General features: G+C 58.9%; 20 protein-coding genes. 8 read left to right on the top strand and 12 right to left on the bottom strand.

All coding sequences use genetic code 11. From position 1 onward, the window contains the following. The 3 genes from E4P00_RS23080 to E4P00_RS23070 form a co-directional block, all read left to right on the top strand. On the top strand, nt 1-2,828 hold a 2,828-nt coding region (locus E4P00_RS23080), incomplete at its 5' end, for an RHS repeat domain-containing protein (protein ID WP_248133136.1). Between the two features lie 2 nt (nt 2,829-2,830). After that, nucleotides 2,831-3,415, top strand: a complete 585-nt coding sequence (locus E4P00_RS23075; protein ID WP_078822650.1) for an SMI1/KNR4 family protein — start codon at nt 2,831-2,833, stop codon at nt 3,413-3,415. A gap of 394 nt (nt 3,416-3,809) precedes the next feature. Then, nucleotides 3,810-4,184 carry a DUF4259 domain-containing protein gene (locus E4P00_RS23070; protein ID WP_032878687.1) on the top strand — a complete coding sequence of 125 codons (375 nt, stop codon included), beginning with the start codon at nt 3,810-3,812 and terminating at the stop codon, nt 4,182-4,184. Nucleotides 4,185-4,286: 102 nt separating this feature from the next. Here the strand turns inward: E4P00_RS23070 and E4P00_RS23065 are convergent, their stop codons facing one another. The 3 genes from E4P00_RS23065 to E4P00_RS23055 all read right to left on the bottom strand — a co-directional run bounded on the left by E4P00_RS23065 (nt 4,287) and on the right by E4P00_RS23055 (nt 6,106). Beyond that, nucleotides 4,287-4,562, bottom strand: a complete 276-nt coding sequence (locus tag E4P00_RS23065; RefSeq protein WP_003195589.1) for an HU family DNA-binding protein — start codon at nt 4,560-4,562, stop codon at nt 4,287-4,289. Between the two features lie 191 nt (nt 4,563-4,753). Then, the gene (locus E4P00_RS23060; protein WP_032878686.1) at nt 4,754-5,902 is read right to left on the bottom strand and encodes an FAD-dependent oxidoreductase; all 1,149 of its coding nucleotides are present in this window, start codon (nt 5,900-5,902) and stop codon (nt 4,754-4,756) included. Nucleotides 5,903-5,938: 36 nt separating this feature from the next. Then, nucleotides 5,939-6,106 (bottom strand): rubredoxin, encoded by a 168-nt coding sequence (locus E4P00_RS23055; protein ID WP_002555879.1) that lies wholly within the window; start codon nt 6,104-6,106, stop codon nt 5,939-5,941. Between the two features lie 195 nt (nt 6,107-6,301). On the opposite strand from E4P00_RS23055, the gene E4P00_RS23050 reads away from it, so the two are divergent. Beyond that, nucleotides 6,302-6,865, top strand: coding sequence for a chorismate lyase (locus E4P00_RS23050; RefSeq protein ID WP_103734136.1), 564 nt, complete (start codon nt 6,302-6,304; stop codon nt 6,863-6,865). Further along, the gene (ubiA, locus tag E4P00_RS23045; RefSeq protein WP_248133135.1) at nt 6,865-7,755 is read left to right on the top strand and encodes a 4-hydroxybenzoate octaprenyltransferase; all 891 of its coding nucleotides are present in this window, start codon (nt 6,865-6,867) and stop codon (nt 7,753-7,755) included. The genes E4P00_RS23050 and ubiA overlap by 1 nt, the downstream gene beginning before the upstream one ends. A 108-nt stretch (nt 7,756-7,863) precedes the next feature. Here ubiA and E4P00_RS23040 read toward each other — a convergent pair whose 3' ends face one another. Continuing rightward, nucleotides 7,864-8,247 (bottom strand): hypothetical protein, encoded by a 384-nt coding sequence (locus tag E4P00_RS23040; RefSeq protein WP_078822653.1) that lies wholly within the window; start codon nt 8,245-8,247, stop codon nt 7,864-7,866. Nucleotides 8,248-8,401: 154 nt separating this feature from the next. Here E4P00_RS23040 and phoB point away from each other — a divergent pair, with 154 nt between their 5' ends. The 3 genes from phoB (at nt 8,402) to E4P00_RS23025 (ending at nt 12,008) form a co-directional block, all read left to right on the top strand. Beyond that, nucleotides 8,402-9,091, top strand: a complete 690-nt coding sequence (gene phoB, locus E4P00_RS23035; protein ID WP_005792526.1) for a phosphate regulon transcriptional regulator PhoB — start codon at nt 8,402-8,404, stop codon at nt 9,089-9,091. An 81-nt stretch (nt 9,092-9,172) separates the two neighbouring features. Then, the gene (gene phoR / locus E4P00_RS23030; RefSeq protein ID WP_236648093.1) at nt 9,173-10,459 is read left to right on the top strand and encodes a phosphate regulon sensor histidine kinase PhoR; all 1,287 of its coding nucleotides are present in this window, start codon (nt 9,173-9,175) and stop codon (nt 10,457-10,459) included. Between the two features lie 208 nt (nt 10,460-10,667). Continuing rightward, nucleotides 10,668-12,008, top strand: coding sequence for a hemolysin family protein (locus E4P00_RS23025; RefSeq protein ID WP_005792528.1), 1,341 nt, complete (start codon nt 10,668-10,670; stop codon nt 12,006-12,008). 62 nt (nt 12,009-12,070) lie between these two features. On the opposite strand, the gene E4P00_RS23020 is transcribed toward E4P00_RS23025, so the two are convergent. The 8 genes from E4P00_RS23020 to E4P00_RS22985 all read right to left on the bottom strand — a co-directional run bounded on the left by E4P00_RS23020 (nt 12,071) and on the right by E4P00_RS22985 (nt 20,969). Beyond that, entirely contained in the window at nt 12,071-12,370 is a 300-nt protein-coding gene (locus tag E4P00_RS23020) for an XRE family transcriptional regulator (protein ID WP_005792529.1), read from the bottom strand. A 4-nt stretch (nt 12,371-12,374) separates the two neighbouring features. Beyond that, a complete protein-coding gene (locus E4P00_RS23015; protein ID WP_005792530.1) occupies nt 12,375-12,698 on the bottom strand; it encodes a type II toxin-antitoxin system RelE/ParE family toxin in 324 nt (107 codons plus the stop codon). 186 nt (nt 12,699-12,884) lie between these two features. Further along, nucleotides 12,885-13,781 (bottom strand): response regulator, encoded by an 897-nt coding sequence (locus tag E4P00_RS23010; RefSeq protein ID WP_078822655.1) that lies wholly within the window; start codon nt 13,779-13,781, stop codon nt 12,885-12,887. Between the two features lie 167 nt (nt 13,782-13,948). Beyond that, a complete protein-coding gene (phoU, locus tag E4P00_RS23005) occupies nt 13,949-14,710 on the bottom strand; it encodes a phosphate signaling complex protein PhoU (protein WP_017528598.1) in 762 nt (253 codons plus the stop codon). A 70-nt stretch (nt 14,711-14,780) separates the two neighbouring features. Continuing rightward, nucleotides 14,781-15,614 (bottom strand): phosphate ABC transporter ATP-binding protein PstB, encoded by an 834-nt coding sequence (gene pstB / locus E4P00_RS23000; protein ID WP_005792533.1) that lies wholly within the window; start codon nt 15,612-15,614, stop codon nt 14,781-14,783. A gap of 164 nt (nt 15,615-15,778) precedes the next feature. Further along, complete coding sequence (gene pstA, locus E4P00_RS22995; RefSeq protein ID WP_032878679.1) at nt 15,779-17,449, bottom strand: phosphate ABC transporter permease PstA; 1,671 nt, start codon at nt 17,447-17,449, stop codon at nt 15,779-15,781. 15 nt (nt 17,450-17,464) lie between these two features. Beyond that, on the bottom strand, nt 17,465-19,498 hold the full coding sequence (locus E4P00_RS22990) for an ABC transporter permease subunit (protein WP_223017822.1): 2,034 nt from the start codon (nt 19,496-19,498) through the stop codon (nt 17,465-17,467). A gap of 484 nt (nt 19,499-19,982) precedes the next feature. Continuing rightward, nucleotides 19,983-20,969 carry a phosphate ABC transporter substrate-binding protein PstS gene (locus E4P00_RS22985; protein WP_005792536.1) on the bottom strand — a complete coding sequence of 329 codons (987 nt, stop codon included), beginning with the start codon at nt 20,967-20,969 and terminating at the stop codon, nt 19,983-19,985. Nucleotides 20,970-20,982: the final 13 nt, after the last annotated feature.

Genomic DNA, 20,982 nt, shown 5'->3' with positions numbered 1-20,982 from the left:
ATGACAGCAACGGCGATCTTGCCGAAGTATTGGATGCCCAAGGCACAACCCTTCGACTCTTTGCCTACGACAGCGGCAGGCGCATGGCCGAGCACCAATTGCCGAGTGGTTTGCGCTGTTTCTACCAATGGGCTGAAGTACCAGGGCCAGACGGCCCGGAATGGCGCGTCAGCCGGCACTGGACCGACGCGGGCGATGAATACCGCTTCGATTACGATCTGGACGCCGGCATTACCCGCGTGACCGACGGCCTGATGCGGGTCAGCACGCGGCATTGGAACCCGCAGTTCCAGATCACTCGCTACGTCGATAACCTGGGCCATACGTGGCAGTTTGAATGGAGCGAAGATCGCCAGTTGCTCGGCGCGATTGACCCGCAAAACGGCCAGTGGCGTTTCAACTATGACGCATCCGGCAACCTGAGCGCCGTCATCGATCCGCGGTCCAGAACCCGCGGCACGCAGTGGCTGGAACACTGGGCATTGCCCCAAGTGGAAACCGATCCGGCAGGCAACAGTTGGCATTATCGCTACGACCAGCGTGGCAACTGCATCGAAGAAATCGACCCCTTGGGAAACCGTACGCGTTACGTCTATGACGGTTTCGGTCAGCCGGTGCAAATCATCGACGCCACGGAAAAGACCAGAACGTTGCATTGGAACGAGTGGAGCCAACTGGTCGAAGAAGTGGATTGCTCGGGTTATCCGACTCGTTATCAATACGATGCGTTTGGCAATCTGGTAGTGCAGACCAATGCCGAAGGTGAGTCGGTGCGCTACCGATACGGACCTCAGGGACTATTGCTGGAATGCCAGCTTCCCGACGGTCGCGTGGAGCAATTTCAACGTAGCACCAGTGGTTATCTGACGGTTTATATCGACCCGGCCGGTAGCACCACGCGCTATGCCTATGACGTACGCGGCCTGGTCAAGCAACGCTGGGATGCGCACAACCGCACGATCATGTTCGACCATGACGCCTACGGGCGACTGCGCAAGCTGACTAACGAGAACGGCGAAAGCTACCGTTTTGAATGGGACGCGGCCGACCGTATGGTGCAGCAGCAAGACCTCGACCAGAGTCGGCGCTGCTACACCTATGATTCGCTGGATGATGTCGTAGCCGTGGACTACCTGCCGGGGGCGGAAGGTGAGCCGATAGCGCCGCTGTCACATCAGTTTCAGCGAGATCCCGTGGGACGCCTGGTCAGCAAAATAACTGCGGACGGTACCACCAGCTACGAGCACGACCTCAACGACCAACTGGTCGGTGTTACTTTCACGGCGCCTGATGGTAGTGAGCAATCACTTGGCTTCAGCTATGACGCCATGGGGCAGCTCCTTGAGGAGAAAAGCTCGGCAGGGTCTGTGCAGCATCGTTACGACGAACTGGGAAATCTGATTCAAACCGGTTTGCCTGATGGTCGATGGCTGAACCGCCTGTACTACGGCAGTGGCCACCTGCATCAGTTGAATCTCGATGGAAAGGTTATCAGCGACTTCGAGCGTGATCGCTTGCATCGCGAAGTGCAGCGTACCCAGGGTCAACTCAAGACAAGTACCGCCTATGATCGAAGTGGAAGGGTCCGCTCGCGTCAGCGGCGCAGCATCGACCAACCATGGCAGCTGCCTCCATTGGTCGAGACCGATTACAGCTACGACTCCAGCGACAACCTGATCGGACGCCGCCGTGTTGACCGCCAGCACGATCGTCAAGAGTATCTGGGCTACGACAGTACCGGACGTATCCTCGTCAGCCAACGGGGCGGACGGAGCGAGACCTATGCCTATGATGCTGCGGCCAACCTGCTGGACGGATCGCAACAAAGCGGTCTGGTACGACATAACCGCCTGCTGACATTTCAGGATAAGCGTTACACGTACGACGCTCTTGGACGAATGATTGAAAAGCGTAGCGCTGCGCGTGGCTTCCAGCGTTTTGCCTACGACGCAGAAAGCCGACTGGTCGAAGTGCACAATGCAAACGGCAGTGTAGTCAGAATGACATACGATCCGTTGGGCCGTCGCGTCGAAAAAACCGAGCATGGCAACGACGGCTATCGATTGGGCGTGACGCGATTTACCTGGGATGGATTGAGGTTGTTGCAGGAGCACAAACATAGCCAGACCAGCCTTTATGTCTATGAGGAAGAAGGAAGCGAGCCTTTAGCCCGCGTGGACGGTGTCGGCCCGTCGCAAAAAATTCGCTATTACCACAACGACCTCAATGGTTTACCCGAACGTCTGACAGAAGCAGACGGACGTGACACTTGGCGTGCGACGTATACGGTATGGGGCAACACGGTGGAGGAGGTGCGCGAGCCTTACTACATTGAAGAGCAGAACCTGCGGTTCCAAGGACAGTATCTGGACCGGGAGACAGGGCTGCATTTCAACACGTTCAGGTTTTATGATCCCGATATAGGACGATTTACGACTCCTGACCCGATTGGTCTGTTGGGTGGGCAGAATCTATACGTCTATGCGCCCAACCCTATTGCTTGGATAGACCCTGAGGGTCTTAAATGTCACCTGCGGCCTTATTTCAAAGCATACGCCCGAATGAAGAAATTCAGAGGGCGCCTGAAAATGGAAGTGCATCATCGAATTCCTCAGATGTATATAGGCGTTAAAAAATTGTTCCCTGAATCCATGCGAACTTCGTTGTCAAACCTGCAAGGGTTGCCAAGAAATGTTCACAGAAAAATAGTGAGTCCAATGTGGGCAAGCTTTAGGAAAAATAACCCTAAGCCAACCCGTGCCCAGATCGTGAAAAAAGCGATGGAAATCGACAAAGTCATCGCCGAACATATTAACAAGGTCAATTAACCATGAAAGACATAGTCTCAAGCATTGAAAACCTCTCAACTGACCCTGAAAAGATTAAGTTATTCAGATCATATGGCACTATGGTTGTTCTGAAAAACATGGGAAAAGTCACGGGAGGGCTTGACAAGGAGTACATGTCGTTCCTGATGGAGACCAACGGGGCGTCTATTCTTGATTACTGTTTTTTAGGTTTCAAAAACCGCGAACTGGGCTTGAACCTTTATGAAAATATTATGGACTTCTGGCAAGCAGACAATTCATTAGCCATGAAATTCTGGGCATTTGCGGGCACCAGTGCCGGAGATGCTTTCGGCTATCTGGATTTAAAAAATAAAAAAGGATCCCACTTCATCGCTTACTACACCCCCGACCAACCCGAGCAAGTCACTGTTATCTCGTCGTGCTTTGAGCTTTTTATGAGGAAGTTCATAGCTGAAATTCAGATCCTCATTCAAGCCAGTGATGATTCGTTTTGGATAGAAGACAACGCATGGATGACATCTCAGGGAGGTTCGTTAGTTGATGATGTTGAACTGCAAGAATTTATTGCAACGAACGGAAGCGCCTACTACAAGCTTATCGGGTAATTGTGGCAAACAAGAAGACGGCTTTATTTGATAAGTACCTAGTCTCGCAAATGCTAAAAATCAAATAAATCCGTCCCCTTTAACCACTACGTAGGTTCCACTACTGATCAAACCTTCGGCTCAAGACTGAGTCAGCATGTCGCTTCCGGAAAACTGCCGGCTGACAAAATCAGCTCGGTACAGTTACACAGTATGAACGGGGCCACCGCCCAGGAAATCTATAAGGTCGAAGCCAGTGAAATTGTGCGAAATGGCGGCAGGAGCGTAGACGGCGGGAAAACCTCTAACCTTCGAGCGCCTGCCGGTACACGTGAGCTATTCAAAAACCCCAACTGGGTCGCAACAGAAAAATCTAAACCATCACGATTCGGAAAATGTGGCTAAGGAGTCAAAAATGGGCGCCTGGAATTACAACCCTTGGGAAAACGATGAAGCCGCGGACTGGTTTCAGGAATTCTGGAAACAACAAAATTTTGCGGTCTTGATCAACGAAATCAGCCAGTTTAATCCCGCTGAAGAACGTTATGACGCCTTTAGGGCTGCCTGTTATCTATTACAAACCCTAGGCAACCCCTATATATGGCCAGCCGAGTATCTGGCAGAACTCAAACCCCTGATCGAGCAGGCTATTTCAATTCTGACCCAACTGATTGACCCGCCCAATGACGAATGGGGGTTTCTTGATATGTGGGGCGACAGCGCCGATGTTATCAACGCCGTGGAGGAACAAATCGACGCTCTGAAAATGCGATTAGGCGAGCTGGCTTAATCTGGCATACGTATCGGCACCCAACAAAAATGGGCACCCGACCCAGTCGGCGTGCCCATTTTCTTTACCGCCCCGCCTCCCTTCGAGACGGTACCGCTTAACTTACGGGTTGACGCTGTCTTTGAGCGACTTGCCCGGTTTGAACGCGACGGTGTTGCTTGCCTTGATCTTCACAGGCTCACCGGTTTGCGGGTTTTTGCCGGTGCGGGCGCCGCGGTGGCGTTGCAGGAAGGTGCCGAAACCCACCAGGGTGACGCTGTCCTTGCGGTGCAGGGCGCCGGTGATTTCTTCGAGTACGGCGTTAAGGACGCGGTTGGCCTGCTCTTTGGTGAGGTCTGCTTTTTCAGCGATGGCGGCTGCGAGATCTGGTTTACGCATAAATGAAGCCTCTTTGACGGTTTTTTGTTGTTATGTCCGTGCTGCTCTCTGGTGGAGCAGCGCCCAAGGCGCCGCAGGCTCTACTCTGCGGCAGACGGGAGTGAGGATGGCACGCCCTCGCACGCTCCGCCAGTCTCCCGGCGACCTTTCTACAGGCGAAACGGTGCTGATTCCGACAGAACAGCTGGCATTTACGCCAGCAATGGCGGAAGTTCTTTGTTCAGGGCCAGTTTTTCCATGACGGCGCTGCCGGTCAGCGCGTATCCCAGCAGGCGGCCGCTGGCGTCGCGACACAGGGCCTTGATGTCGGCGCCCTGCCCTTCGACGCTCCACACACCTTCGGTGCCCCGTGGCGCAGGTGACACCACCAGCGGGCAGACCGGGGTTTTCACGGTGATCGGCATAGGCCCATAGCTCACCGCCGTGGCGTTGCCGGCCAAGGTTTGCGCCAGGGCACGGGCGCAGCTCATCAGTGGCATCACGTACAGCAGGTTCAAGCCGTCGACCTCGGCGCAGTCGCCCAGGGCGTAGATGTTGGCGTGGGACGTCTTGAGGTGACGGTCCACCATGATCCCGCGATTGATTTGCAGGCCGGCGGCGGCGGCCAGGTCTACACGAGGACGCAGGCCGATGGCGGACACCACCAGGTCACAGTGGATCACATCACCGTCCGACAGGTGCGCCTCAAGGCCATCAGCCGTGCGTTGCAGGCGATTGAGCACCGGGCCCAGGTGGAAACGCGCGCCGATGCCTTCCAGCCCGGCTTGCACCGCTGCGGCAGCCGCCGGGTGCAGCAGGGTCGGCATGACCTGCTCACAGGGTGCGACCAGGTCGATTTCATAGCCGCCGAGGATCAGGTCGTTGGCAAATTCGCAGCCGATCAGGCCAGCGCCAAGCAACAACACGCGACGTTTGCCGGCAGCCGCGGCGCGAAAGCGCGCGTAGTCTTCCAGGTCGTTGATCGGAAAAATCAGTTCAGCCCCATCGCCTTCAACCGGTACGCGCACGGTTTCTGCGCCCCAGGCCAGGACCAGGTCGCGGTAGGCCACCGCTTCCTCGCCGATCCACAGGCGCTTGTGGCCTGCGTCGATGCCGCTGACACGTGTATGGGTGCGCACTTCGGCCTTGAGCTGCTCGGCCATGGCGCCGGGTTCGGCCATGCTCAGGCCATCGGCTTCCTTGTTCTTGCCAAAGCCGGTGGAGAGCATGGGCTTGGAGTAGGAGCGCCCGTCATCCGCGGTGATCAGCAGCAATGGGGTCTCGCTGTCGAGCTTGCGAAACTCCCGGGCTACGTTGTAACCGGCCAATCCTGTGCCGATGATCACGACGGGTGCGTTCATTCCTTTCTCCTTGTAGTACGTGTCTTAAACCAAGAATTAGCCGATTTCGATCATTTCGAAATCCATTTTGCCCACGCCGCAGTCCGGGCACAGCCAGTCTTCCGGGACGTCTTGCCACAGCGTGCCCGGAGCTATTCCGTCATCCGGCCAGCCGTCCGCTTCGTTGTAGATCAAGCCACAGACGATACATTGCCACTTCTTCATTACGTGCTTCCTCAAGTCCAGGCATGTTGGCCGGCGGTCGATGGATCCAGCGTTGCCGCACGGCTCAGGGCGTTTTGTACTGATCGAGGCCGGCAGATGCAAGCACGATCGACGCAAACGGCCGGTTTGGCGCGGCAAAAGTTCAGGGTGCCATGGTAAGCTCGCCGCCTCTTTTGCTGCCAATACTGACTCACCGTGCCGCACTCAATCGCCCCTTCCGATGCTTGCCAATGGCTGACCCAGAGCCTTCTGAGTCCCTTGCCCACGCCCTTGACCCTCAACTGGCTGTTTGACGAAGGCTCGCTGACGCGACGGCTGACAGGGCTGTCCAACGACGGTTTCAGCGTGACGCCGCTGTTCGAAGGCTGGCAGCCATTGCGCGACGATGAATGTGCCGCCCTGGGCCTGGCCCCGGCCAGCATCGGCTGGGTGCGCGAGGTGTACCTGCGTGGGCACGACCAGCCGTGGGTGTTTGCCCGCAGCGTGGCGGCGCGCAGTGCCTTGCAGGGCGACGGGCTGCACATGGACGAGCTGGGCAGTCGCTCGCTGGGGGAGCTGTTGTTCTGCGACCGCGCCTTTACCCGCCAGGCCATCGAAGTGTGCCATTACCCTCGCCCATGCCTGCCGGCAGCGGACCAGACCGACGGTTTGTGGGCGCGCCGCTCTCGCTTCGATCGCGGCGCGCTGAGCGTGCTGGTGGCAGAAGTCTTCCTGCCGAGTTTCTGGCACGCGCTGCATGACCATCCGGAGAACTGCTGATGTATCAACGTCTGCTCAAGTCCTTGAACCGCCTGAGCCCCAGGGCCTGGGATTTCATTCAGTTGACGCGCATGGACAAGCCCATTGGCATCTACCTGTTGCTGTGGCCGACATTGTGGGCACTGTGGATCGCCGGCAAGGGCTCGCCGTCGCTGCTTAATATCGTGATTTTCGTGTTGGGCGTGGTGCTGACCCGCGCCGGTGGCTGCGTGATCAATGATTGGGCTGACCGCAAGGTCGATGGCCATGTGAAGCGCACCGAGCAACGCCCACTGGTGAGCGGCAAGATCAGCTCGAAAGAGGCATTGGTGTTTTTTGCCGTGTTGATGGGTATCAGCTTCCTGCTGGTGCTGCTGACTAACGCCAGCACTATCCTGCTATCCCTGGGCGGCCTGGCGCTGGCGGCCAGCTACCCGTTCATGAAGCGCTACACCTACTACCCGCAGGTGGTGCTGGGCGCGGCGTTTTCCTGGGGCATGCCGATGGCGTTTACCGCCGAGACCGGCCATCTGCCCGCTACCGCGTGGTTGCTGTATATCGCCAACCTGTTGTGGACCGTGGGCTACGACACCTATTACGCCATGACCGACCGTGATGACGACTTGAAGATCGGGGTGAAATCCACCGCCATTCTGTTTGGTGATGCTGATCGCGTGATCATCCTGACCCTGCAAGGGCTGTCGCTGGTGTGCCTGTTGCTGGCCGGCACGCGGTTTGAACTGGGGGGTTGGTTCCAACTGGGGTTGCTGGCGGCGGCGGGCTGTTTTGCCTGGGAGTTCTGGTACACGCGGGACAGGGACCGCATGAAGTGCTTCAGGGCGTTCTTGCATAACCATTGGGCCGGGTTGGCGATTTTTGTCGGGATTGTGGTGGATTACGCGGTTCGGTAGTGCAGGACTGACGCCATCGGGGGCAAGCCCCCTCCCACATTTTGATGTGTGAATACATTCAAGTGTGGGAGGGGGCTTGCCCCCGATGGATTCAGCAGCACCGCAGACTTAAGGCTTGATGATGTGCCAGGCGCCACCCTTGCCATCCCCGGTCTTGTCACCGGCTTTCTTGTCGTCCTTGTAGGTGTAGACAGGCTTGCCTTTGTAGGCCCACTGGCTTGTCTGGTCGTCGCGGGTGATCACCGTCCAATCACCGTCACCAGTCGTGGTGTCGGTGGACTCGGCCTTCAACGGCGGCCAGTTGGTCGCGCACTGGTCCTTGCACACTGACTTGCCATCGGCGTCCTTGTCGAAGGTGTAGAGCGTCATGCCCTTGTGATCCACCAACATCCCTTCTTTAGTCATCGCAGGCTCTGCCGCAAACGCCAGGCCTGGCAGCGCCAAGGCTGCGGATAGCAGCAGGGCTTTCCAGGAAATCGTGCTGTAAGTCATCGGAACCTTCCTTTTGTGGTTGTCAGGATTCGGACCCAAAGGGTAGTCCAGAGTGCCCTGAATTGCCCAAGCGACTAAATTACTGTCACACGACTGCAATAATTCCGTTATCTAATGCGGCGCAAGACAGTTAAATGACAAGAGGATTTTGAGCATGGTTGGCAGGAGCATTCTGATTGTTGACGACGAAGCGCCCATTCGCGAGATGATCGCCGTTGCGTTGGAAATGGCCGGCTATGACTGCCTGGAGGCGGAAAACTCCCAGCAGGCCCACGCCATTATCGTCGACCGCAAACCGGACCTGATCCTGCTCGACTGGATGCTGCCCGGCACCTCCGGCATTGAGTTGGCCCGACGCCTCAAGCGGGACGAACTGACCGGGGATATCCCGATCATCATGCTCACCGCCAAGGGTGAAGAGGACAACAAGATCCAGGGCCTGGAAGTGGGCGCCGATGACTACATCACCAAACCTTTTTCCCCTCGGGAGCTGGTGGCGCGCCTCAAAGCCGTATTGCGCCGTGCCGGCCCGACCGATGGCGAAGCGCCGATCGAAGTCGACGGCCTGATTCTGGACCCGATCAGCCACCGCGTGACCATCGACGGCAAGCCCGCCGAGATGGGCCCGACCGAATACCGATTGCTGCAATTCTTCATGACCCACCAGGAGCGCGCCTACACCCGCGGCCAATTGCTGGACCAGGTGTGGGGCGGCAATGTGTATGTGGAGGAGCGCACCGTGGACGTGCATATCCGCCGCTTGCGCAAAGCCTTGGGCGACGCGTACGAGAATCTGGTACAAACCGTGCGCGGCACCGGCTATCGGTTTTCCACCAAAAGCTGAGCCAGCCCCTTCCTCCCTTAACAGCTGACAAGGACGCATGTTTAAGTGAACCAGAACTGGCATGGCACCCTGATCCGCCACATGCTTCTGTTGATCACTGCTTGCCTGCTGGTCGGGCTGATCAGTGGCTATTACGGATGGAGCCTGGCCGCCGGCATCGCGTTGTACCTGGGCTGGACCCTCAAACAATTGCTGCGCCTGCATGAATGGCTGCGCCAGCACAAACCCGACGAGGCGCCGCCCGATGGCTATGGCCTGTGGGGTGAGGTGTTCGACAGCATCTACCACCTGCAACGCCGCGACCAACGGGTACGCGGGCGCCTGCAAGCGGTGATCGACCGGGTGCAGGAATCCACCGCGGCGCTCAAGGACGCCGTGATCATGCTCGACAGCGACGGCAACCTGGAATGGTGGAACCGCGCCGCCGAAACCCTGCTGGGTCTCAAGACGCCACAAGACAGCGGCCAGCCGGTGACCAACCTGGTGCGCCACCCGCGCTTCAAGGAATACTTCGAGCAGGACAACTACGAAGAAGCCCTGGAAATCCCGTCGCCCACCAACGACCGCGTACGCATCCAGCTGTACCTGACGCGCTATGGCAACAATGAGCACTTGATGCTGGTGCGTGATGTGACCCGCATCCATCAGCTTGAACAGATGCGCAAGGACTTCGTCGCCAACGTCTCCCACGAGCTTCGCACACCGCTGACGGTGATCTGCGGCTACCTGGAGACGCTGCTGGACAACGTCGACGAGATCAACCCGCGCTGGAGCCGCGCCCTGCAGCAGATGCAGCAGCAAGGCTCGCGGATGCAGACCCTGCTCAACGACTTGCTGCTTTTGGCCAAGCTTGAAGCCACCGATTACCCTTCGGATAACCACCCGGTGGCAGTGCAAAGCCTGCTGCACACCATCAAGAATGACGCCCAGGCGCTCTCCGGCGAACGCGGCCAGCAGATCACCCTGGAAGCCGACCCGACGGTGCTGCTCAAGGGCAGTGAGGGCGAGTTACGCAGCGCGTTCTCCAATTTGGTGTTCAACGCGGTGAAGTACACCCAGGACAAGGGCAATATCCGTATTCGCTGGTGGGCCGACGAACAGGGCGCGCACCTGAGCGTGCAGGACTCGGGTATCGGCATCGACGCCAAGCATCTGCCGCGCCTCACCGAACGTTTCTACCGCGTTGACTCCAGCCGCAACTCCAACACCGGCGGCACGGGGCTCGGCCTGGCGATCGTCAAGCATGTGTTGTTGCGCCATCGGGCGCGCCTGGAAATCAGCAGCGTGCTGGGGCATGGCAGTACGTTTACCTGCCATTTTCCGACAACGCAGGTAACGCGTTCGCCAGTGATCGACAATGATGAATAACTCAAATACAGCACAAATCTAAATGTGGGAGGGGGCAAGCCCCCTCCCACATTGGATTTGTATGCTTTTGGAGAACAGGTTCCTTGCCCCGCCCGGCAGCGGGCACTAGGCAAGCGCCCCGTCAGCCGCTACATTGGCCGACTTGCGCCTGCCTTTCAGGCTCACCTGTCATCCCTTATTGAACACACGGAACCTGCAAAACCCCATCATGGACCCTTCCCCTGGCATTACCCTCGCTACACTCTTCGCCGATTTCGGCATGATTCTTTTTGCACTGATCCTGGTACTGCTCAACGGTTTCTTTGTTGCGGCGGAATTTGCCATGGTCAAACTGCGCGCCACGCGGGTCGAGGCCATCGCCCACAAAAACGGCTGGCGCGGGCAGATCCTGCGTACCGTACACAGCCAGCTCGACGCCTACCTGTCGGCCTGTCAGCTGGGTATCACCCTGGCGTCCCTGGGCCTGGGCTGGGTCGGTGAACCGGCCTTTGCGCACATCCTCGAGCCAATGCTGGGCGCAATCGGCGTGCAGTCGCCGGAAGTGATCAAGGGCGTGTCGTTCTTTGCCGCCTTCTTCGTGATTTCCTACCTGCACATCGTGGTCGGTGAGCTGGCGCCCAAGTCCTGGGCGATTCGCAAGCCCGAGCTGCTGTCGCTATGGACGGCAGTGCCGCTGTACCTGTTCTACTGGGCGATGTACCCGGCCATCTACCTGCTCAACGCCAGCGCCAACGCCATCCTGCGCATCGCCGGCCAAGGCGAGCCTGGCCCCCACCATGAGCACCATTACAGCCGCGAAGAGCTCAAACTGATCCTGCACTCCAGCCGTGGCCAGGACCCGAGCGACCAAGGTATGCGCGTACTGGCCTCTGCGGTGGAAATGGGCGAACTGGAAGTGGTGGACTGGGCCAACTCCCGGGAAGACCTGGTGACCCTGGACTTCAACGCCCCGCTCAAAGAGATTCTTGCGCTGTTCCGTCGCCACAAATTCAGCCGGTACCCGGTGTATGACGCGGTGCGCAATGAGTTCGTGGGCCTGTTGCACATCAAGGATCTGCTGCTGGAACTGGCCGCCCTGGACCATATTCCCGAATCCTTCAACCTGGCCGAACTGACCCGCCCGCTGGAACGCGTCTCGCGGCACATGCCGTTGTCGCAACTGCTGGAGCAGTTCCGCAAAGGCGGCGCGCACTTCGCCCTGGTGGAGGAAGCCGACGGCAAGATCATCGGCTACCTGACCATGGAAGACGTGCTGGAAGTACTGGTGGGCGATATCCAGGATGAACACCGCAAGGCCGAGCGCGGCATCCTCGCCTACCAGCCCGGCAAATTGCTGGTACGTGGCGACACGCCGTTGTTCAAAGTCGAACGCCTGCTGGGCGTCGACCTGGACCACATCGAAGCCGAAACCCTGGCCGGCCTGATCTACGACACCCTCAAGCGCGTGCCGGAAGAAGAGGAAGTGCTGGAAGTGGAAGGCTTGCGGATCATCATCAAGAAGATGAAAGGGCCCAAGATAGTACTGGCCAAGGTCTTGCTGCTGGACTGACCTTCGATTGCCCAATGCAAAATTGGGCAATATCCCAAGCGTCGTGACGACCTAAACGATCGTCACGCAGGCAGCGCGTTGAAACAGATATCCACATTCATCTGCGCCGCGGCCGACAGATTGACTAACGCATCAAGAGAACACTTGTCGATCTTGCCGTTAAGTACGTCGTTCAGGCGAGGCTGGCTGATACCCAGCCTTAGCGCCGCATCCTTCTGGGACAGCTCCCAGCTACGAATGGTGTTGCACAACTCCAACAGCAGCTTTGAGCGTAGGCGCATATTGGCGGCTTGCGCTGGCGTGTCCTCCAGAGCATCCCACACAGAGTTGAAACGTTCGGTATGTAACTTTTGATTTGTCATGGGCTTAACCTAATTCCTGCAATCTGGCACGCGCCAATTCGATATCCCGCCCTTCGGTTTTCCGTGTGGTCTTGCGCAACGCGTGCAGCACATAGACAGCTTCAGGCCGATTGACCACGTAGAACACTCGAAACGCTCCCGACTCTTCAGTGATCCGAATCTCATTGACGCCCCTTCCGATCGTTTTCATCGGCTTGCAATCGAAGGGCTGCTCACCCTGTTGCAACAGATCCAACTGAAAACCGGCTGCCCTTCGGGCGTCGAGAGGAAAATCCTTGAGATCCTTGAGCGAGCTTCCTAGAAACACCACATCCTTGTGCCTTGGCATTGACTTCTCCTTTCCTGGAAAGAAAAAGCGTAATCGACGACTCAACCAAAGGCGGTGCAGCTTTGTTTCAAGGCATAGCAAAGGCTCGACAACACTGAAGCGTTATCGAGAGCCTATATCGGAACAGATATAAATCAAGCCATCTAGCAGGAATCAGACAACCGGTCGGTTGCTTGATTCAGGCCATCAGGCACCCGGCACAAAATGCTTCTGCGCCGTGCCGCGGGCAATCAGGCGTGAGATGTAGTCCAGCTTCTGCGCGTCCTGGTCGATAAAACGGAAGGTCAGTTGCAACCAGTCGCTGTCGGGCTTGGGCTCGTAGGCGACGATGGCATGCAGGTAGCCGTTGAGGCGTGCGACTTCGGCGTTGTCGCCCTGCTCAAGGTCGAGCACGGCGCTTTCCAGTACCTGAGGCAGGACGTCGCCGCGCTTTACCACCAGCAACGCTTCCTTGATGCTCAGGGCCTTGATCACGCATTGCTGAGTGCCGCTTGCGAGGCGCAACTGGCCCTGACCGCGACTGCCAGCCGGCGCCGCTGCTGGGGCCTTCACGGGTGGGGTGTTGAGCAGACCTTTACTGGGTGCCGCCACCGGGGCCGGCTTGACCGCTTCGGGTCTGCCGCCGGTCAGGGCGCTCAGGGAGTCGTTGCCGAAGGCCGAGTTCATCTTGGTCGGCGCGCTGGCGATCAGTGCGTCGAGGCGGCCGATCTTGTGCAGGGCCTGCTTGACCTTGTTGAGCAGTTGCTCGTTGGTGAACGGTTTGCTGACATAGCCGGAAACGCCGGCCTGGATCGCCTGAACCACGTTTTCCTTATCGCCACGGCTGGTCACCATCACGAACGGCATGGCCTTCAGATGCGCTTGCTCGCGGCACCAGGTCAAGAGCTCAAGACCGGACATCTCAGGCATTTCCCAGTCACACAGCACCAGGTCGAAGGTTTCGCGCATCAGGATGGATTGCGCCTTTTTGCCGTTCACCGCATCTTCGATCTTGATTCCGGGGAAGTAATTGCGCAGGCACTTCTTCACCAGGTCGCGAATAAACGAGGCGTCATCCACCACCAATACACTGACTTTGCTCATCGACCCTTCATCCTATAAAAACCTCGGCTGGCAGTACGCCTGACTGATGGCATTTTGCCAAAACCTTGCAGTCACGTTCGGACTTTATTCGCCGCCCGCGCAAAAAATTCAGCTGCCACAAACGAAAACGCCCGGCCAATGGCCGGGCGTTAATTTCACGGGCAACCTTACTTATCGTCAGGTTCGCCTGGAACATTAGGCGTTTGATCGGCGGAGCCTTCAACTTCGGCCTTCATGCGCTTGAGGCCCATGTGCCGAACGTCGGTGCCGCGCACCAGGTAGATCACCAGTTCCGAGATATTACGCGCGTGATCGCCGATCCGCTCCAGGGAGCGCAGCACCCAGATAATGCTCAAGACCCGCGAGATAGAGCGTGGATCTTCCATCATGTAGGTGGCCAGCTCACGCAAGGCGGTCTTGTACTCGCGGTCGATGACCTTGTCGTACTGAGCCACCGACAACGCCAGGTCTGCATCGAAACGCGCAAACGCGTCGAGGGCATCGCGCACCATGTTGCGCACCTGGTCGCCGATATGTCGCACTTCCACGTAACCGCGTGGCGCTTCACCTTCTTCGCACAGTTGGATGGCACGGCGGGCGATCTTGGTGGCTTCGTCGCCAATGCGCTCCAGGTCAATCACCGACTTGGAGATGCTGATGATCAAACGCAGGTCCGAGGCCGCCGGCTGGCGACGGGCAAGAATGCGCAGGCACTCTTCATCGATATTGCGTTCCATCTGGTTGATCTGGTCATCGATCTCGCGCACCTGCTGGGCCAGGCCCGAGTCGGCCTCGATCAGCGCGGTGACGGCATCGTTGACTTGCTTCTCCACCAGCCCGCCCATCGCCAGGAGGTGGCTGCGCACTTCCTCAAGCTCGGCGTTGAACTGCGCGGAGATGTGATGGGTAAGGCCTTCTTTGCTAATCATGTTGGCGTCCTTGGAGCGTCCGGTAAGGTGCGGAGAACCGCAGCGTCAGTGCAATCAGAACCACAGCTTCCTAGCCGTAGCGACCGGTGATGTAGTCTTCGGTCTGCTTCTTCGCCGGATTGGTGAACAGGGTATCGGTATCGCCGAACTCCACCAGCTTGCCCATGTACATGAACGCGGTGTAGTCCGAAACCCGCGCCGCCTGTTGCATGTTGTGGGTCACGATAACGATGGTGAACTTGGACTTGAGCTCGTAGATCAGCTCTTCGACTTTCAAGGTCGAGATCGGGTCGAGCGCCGAGCACGGTTCGTCGAGCAGCAGCACTTCCGGCTCTACGGCGATGGTACGGGCGATCACCAGACGCTGCTGCTGGCCGCCGGACAAGCCAAGTGCCGACTCGTGCAGACGGTCCTTGACCTCGTCCCACAACGCGGCGCCCTTGAGAGCCCATTCAACCGCTTCGTCGAGGACGCGCTTCTTGTTGATGCCCTGGATGCGCAGGCCATAGACCACGTTTTCATAAATGGTCTTGGGGAACGGGTTGGGCTTCTGGAACACCATCCCCACCCGGCGTCGCAACTCGGCCACGTCTTCACCCTTGCGGTAAATATTGGTGCCGTAGAGATTGATCGCACCTTCCACACGGCAACCGTCCACCAGGTCATTCATACGGTTGAACGTGCGCAGTAATGTCGACTTGCCGCAGCCGGACGGGCCGATAAAGGCGGTCACGCGCTGCTTGGGGATGTTCATGCTGACGTCGAACAGCGCTTGTTTTTCGCCGTAGTACAGGCTCAGGCCCGGGACTTCGATGGCCACGGTTTCCTGGGCCAGGCTCAGGCTCTGTTTGTCGCGACCCAGGGCAGACATGTTGATGCCGTGAGGTTGGTTTTCGTGTTGCATGGGATGCTCCCTGTGCTACCAATTCGTTTCGTTGAACCGCCGGGGCGGCTTACTCAAATTCTGTGTCTGTGGGAGCTGGCTTGCCTGCGATGGCATCACTGCGGTCTTACTGATACACCGCGTCGTCTGCATCGCAGGCAAGCCAGCTCCCACAGGGGGCCGTGTTAGCTGTCCAGCGCCTTGTATTTTTCGCGCAGGTGGTTACGGATCCACACCGCCGACAGGTTGAGCGTGGCGATCACCAGCACCAGCAGCAACGCGGTGGCGTACACCAGCGGCCGTGCGGCTTCGACGTTGGGGCTCTGGAAGCCGACGTCATAGATATGGAAGCCCAGGTGCATGATCTTCTGGTCCAGGTGCAGGTACGGATAGTTGCCGTCTAGCGGCAGCGACGGCGCCAGCTTCACTACGCCCACCAGCATCAGCGGCGCCACTTCGCCGGCGGCGCGGGCCACGGCGAGGATCATGCCGGTCATCATGGCCGGGCTGGCCATCGGCAGCACGATCTTCCACAGCGTTTCCGCCTTGGTCGCGCCCAGTGCCAGGGAGCCTTCACGCACCGTGCGAGGAATCCTCGCGAGGCCTTCTTCGGTGGCCACGATCACCACCGGCACCGCCAGCAGCGCCAGGGTCAGCGAGGCCCAGAGCAGGCCCGGAGTACCGAAGGTCGGCGCCGGCAGGGCTTCGGCGAAGAACAGGCGGTCAACCGAACCACCCAATACATAGACGAAGAAGCCCAGGCCGAATACGCCGTAGACAATGGCCGGTACGCCCGCCAGGTTGTTCACGGCGATACGGATGATCCGCGTCAGAGTGTTCTGCTTGGCGTACTCACGCAGGTACACGGCCGCCAGCACGCCAAACGGGGTCACGATCATCGCCATGATCAGGGTCATCATCACGGTGCCGAAGATGGCCGGGAAAATCCCGCCTTCGGTGTTGGCTTCCCGTGGGTCATCGCTGAGAAACTCCCAGACCTTGCTGAAGTAGAAGCCGATCTTGGTCAGGGTGCCCATGGCGTTAGGCTGGTAGGCGTGCACCACCTTGCCGATGCCGATCTCCACTTCCTTGCCGTTGCCGTCGCGGGCGGTCAGGGCGTCGCGGTTGAACTGGGCGTGCAGGTCGGCCAGGCGCGCTTCGATATCTTGATAGCGGGCGTTGAGTTCGGCGCGGTCGGCGTCCATATCGGCCTGGGCGGCGGCGTCGAGCTTGCCTTCCAGTTCCAGTTTGCGCCCGTGCAGGCGGATGCGTTCCAGGCCGGCGTTGATCGCACCGATATCGGTTTTTTCCAGGGTCTTGAGCTGGGCGGCGAGCTTGTTGACACGGTCCACGCGAGCTTGCAGCTCTGGCCATGCGGCCTCGCCTTCAGCGATGACCTTGCCGTCCTGCTTGACGTTGACCAGGGTGCCGTAGAAGTTGCCCCACTCACGACGCTCAATGGCCATCAGGTTGGCCGGCTTGGTCTGGTCCTTCAACCATTCGCCGACGATCCAGGTGAAGTCGTTGCCGTTCAGGTCGCGGTTGCCGACCTTGATCAGCTCACGGGTCATGAATTCCGGGCCTTGGTCCGGCACCGGCAGGCCCGCGCTTTTCAGGCGCTCACGCGGCACTTCTTCTTTCTGCACCACTTCGCCGATGACGATATGGTTGGCCTGGCCCGGCACGTTGTAGTTGGCCTGGATCAGGTCGGCCGGCCAGAAATGGCCCAGGCCCCGCACCGCAATCACAGCCAGCAAACCAATGGTCATGATGACCGCGATGGACACCGCGCCACCGCTGATCCAGACGCCTGGGGCGCCGCTCTTGAACCATCCATTCAGGGAGTTCTGTTTCACAGACTTCTACCTTTCTTAAAGCGACGAGTATTTCTTGCGCAGACGCTGACGAATCAGTTCGGCGAGGGTGTTCATGATGAACGTGAACAGCAGCAGTACCAGTGCCGAGAGGAACAGCACGCGGTAGTGACTGCCACCGACTTCCGACTCGGGCATTTCCACCGCGACGTTGGCCGCCAGAGTGCGCAAGCCCTCGAACAGGTTCATCTCCATCACCGGGGTGTTACCGGTGGCCATCAGCACGATCATGGTCTCGCCCACAGCACGGCCCATGCCGATCATCAGTGCAGAGAAGATGCCCGGGCTGGCGGTGAGGATGACCACGCGGGTCATGGTCTGCCACGGCGTGGCGCCCAGGGCCAGGGAGCCCAGGGTCAGGCCGCGTGGCACACTGAACACGGCGTCTTCGGCGATCGAGTAGATGTTCGGGATCACCGCAAAACCCATGGCCAGGCCAACCACCAGGGCGTTGCGCTGGTCGTAGGTGATCCCCAGGTCATGGGAGATCCACATGCGCATGTCGCCGCCAAAGAACCAGGTTTCCAGGTACGGGCTCATGTACAGCGAGAGCCAGCCCACCAGCAGGATCACCGGGATCAGGATCGCGCTTTCCCAGCCGTCTGGCACCCGCAGGCGAATCGACTCGGGCAAGCGACTGAAGACAAAACCGGCGACCAGGATGCCGATCGGCAATAGCATCAGCAGGCTGAAAATGCCCGGCAAGTGCCCTTCCACGTACGGCGCCAGGAACAGGCCGGCGAAGAAGCCGAGGATCACGGTCGGCATGGCTTCCATCAGTTCGATCACCGGTTTGACCTTGCGGCGCAGGCTCGGGGCCATGAAGTACGCGGTGTAGATCGCCGCCGCAACCGCCAGTGGCGCGGCCAGCAGCATGGCGTAGAACGCAGCCTTCAACGTGCCGAAGGTCAGCGGGGCCAGGCTCATCTTGGGTTCGAAGTCGGTGTTGGCGGCGGTGGACTGCCAGACGTATTTAGGCTCGTCGTAGTTCTCGTACCAGACCTTGCTCCACAACGCGCTCCACGAGACTTCCGGGTGCGGGTTGTCGAGCAACAGCGGTTGCAGCTTGCCGCCGGCCTCGACGATTACGCGGTTGGCCCGTGGCGACATACCGAACAGGCCCTGGCCGTCGACCACCGGGTCGACCAGCAGGGTGCGGTGAGCGGTGCTGTGGAAAACGCCGAACTGGCCAGCGGCATCGAGCGCGGTGAAGCCTTTGCGGCGCTCTTCAGCACTGATTTCGACAATGGGCGCAGTGCCCATCTGGAAGGTGCGGATCTGTTTCAGGCGTTGCTCGCCATCCGGGTCGCGGGCCATGAACCACTGGGCCAGGCCGCCCTTGGAGTTGCCGACGATCAGCGAGATACCGCCCACCAACTGAGTGCTGGCGGTGACTTCGGCTGCGCCGTCTTCCAGGAGTTTGTAGCGACCGTTGAGGCTGTTGTCGCGCAGGCTGAACACATCGGCCAGGGCGCGACCGTTGATCACGTAAAGCCATTGCTGGCGTGGGTCGACAAAGATGGCTTTCACCGGTTCGGTCATCTGCGGCAGCTCGATGCGCTTCTGCTCGCTGGTGACTTCACCGGTCATCATGTTTTCCTCGCGGCTCAACGACAGCACGTTCAGGTACGAACCCGCCGAACCGGCCACCACCAAGGTGGAGTCAGTGGCGTTGAGGGCGACATGCTCCAGTGGGCGACCGGCCTCATCCAACACGATCGGCGTTTCGCCGTAAGGGTATTCAATCGCCGGGGTGATGGTCTTCTTGCCGTCCGGGTACGACACTTTATAGGTGTGGCGGAACACCAGGGACTGGCCATTGGACAAACCAAGGATAACCAGCGGGCTGCCCGGCTGGTCTTCACCAATAGAAGCAACGCTGGCACCGGCCGGAAGCGGCAAGTCGACACGCTTGAGCTCAGCGCCGGAGTCCACTTCAAAGAACAGCGCCTGGCCCTTGTCGGAAACCCGCATGGCGACCTGGTTCTGTTCTTCAAGGGAGATCATCAACGGCTTGCCGGCGTCCTGCATCCAGGCGGGGGTCAGCGCGTCTTCCTTGGTCAACGAGGCGCCCTGGAACAGAGGTGCAACGACGTAGGCGAGGAAGAAGAAGATCAAGGTGATGGCGCCAAGGACGGCGAGGCCACCGACCAGCACATACCAGCGGGTCAGGCGATCCTTGAGCGCGCGAATGCGGCGCTTGCGTTGCAGCTCAGGCGTATTGAAATCAATGCGCTTGGGGGGAGAAGTTGTCGTCATGGTGGAATTGGCCAGATCATTCATGCGCACACCCTAGCGATCCTGTATGACAGAAAGATGACAGTGCAGTGACGCAACAAATCCGCCGCGAAGCAGGGCTGGCAGCGGATTAAAAATTAGGGATGCAGACTGCTTATGTGGGAGCGGGCTTGCCCGCGATGGCATCAACACGATTTCAACGCTAAACCGCGTCGCCAGCATCGCGGGCAAGCCCGCTCCCACAGAAAAGCATGCGTCTACATCAGGTATCGCAGGCTTAGTTGCCTTCTTTCAGACCCAGCTCAGCCAAGGCCTTGGCGGCCACTTTGGCAGGCAGTGGGATGTAGCCGTCCTTGACGACAACTTCCTGGCCCTGCTTGGACAGCACCAGTTTCACGAACTCGGCTTCCAGCGGGGCCAGAGGCTTGTTCGGGGCTTTGTTGACATACACGTAGAGGAAGCGCGACAGCGGGTATTTGCCGTTCAGGGCGTTTTCTTCGCTGTCTTCGATGAAGTCAGTGCTGCCTTTCTTGGCCAGGGCCACGGTCTTCACGCTGGCGGTCTTGTAGCCGATGCCCGAGTAACCGATGCCGTTCAGCGAGGAGCTGATCGACTGCACGACCGAAGCCGAGCCAGGTTGTTCGTTCACGTTAGGCTTGTAGTCGCCTTTGCACAGGGCTTCTTCCTTGAAGTAGCCGTAGGTGCCGGATACCGAGTTGCGACCGAACAATTGCACTGGCTTGTTGGCCAGGTCGCCGGTCACACCCAGGTCGCCCCAGGTTTTAACGTCAGCTTTGGCGCCGCACAGGCGAGTCGAGGAGAAGATCGCGTCGACTTGCTCCATGGTCAGGTGCTGGATCGGGTTGTCCTTGTGCACGAACACCGCCAAGGCGTCCACGGCAACCGGGATAGCGGTTGGCTTGTAGCCGTACTTCTGCTCGAAGGCCGCCAGTTCGGTGTCCTTCATCTTGCGGCTCATCGGGCCCAGGTTGGAGGTGCCTTCAGTCAGCGCAGGTGGCGCGGTGGCGGAGCCGGCAGCTTGAATCTGGATGTTGACGTTCGGGTATTCCTTTTTGTAACCCTCAGCCCACAAAGTCATCAGGTTAGCCAGGGTGTCGGAGCCGACGCTGGACAAGTTACCCGACACACCAGTGGTCTTGACGTACGCCGGGATTGCCGGATCAACACCAGCGGCCACCGCGTTGGCGGTCGCAACGCCAGCAGCGACAAAAGTCATTGCCGCCATCAAACGTTTCAGTTTCATGCCTTGCTCCTAG

The sequence above is a fragment of the Pseudomonas sp. B329 genome (genome assembly GCF_023127835.1).
Taxonomy (GTDB): domain Bacteria; phylum Pseudomonadota; class Gammaproteobacteria; order Pseudomonadales; family Pseudomonadaceae; genus Aquipseudomonas; species Aquipseudomonas synxantha_A.
The sequence above is the reverse complement of the archived record's forward strand: the minus strand, read 5'-3'. Positions and strand labels throughout refer to the sequence as shown.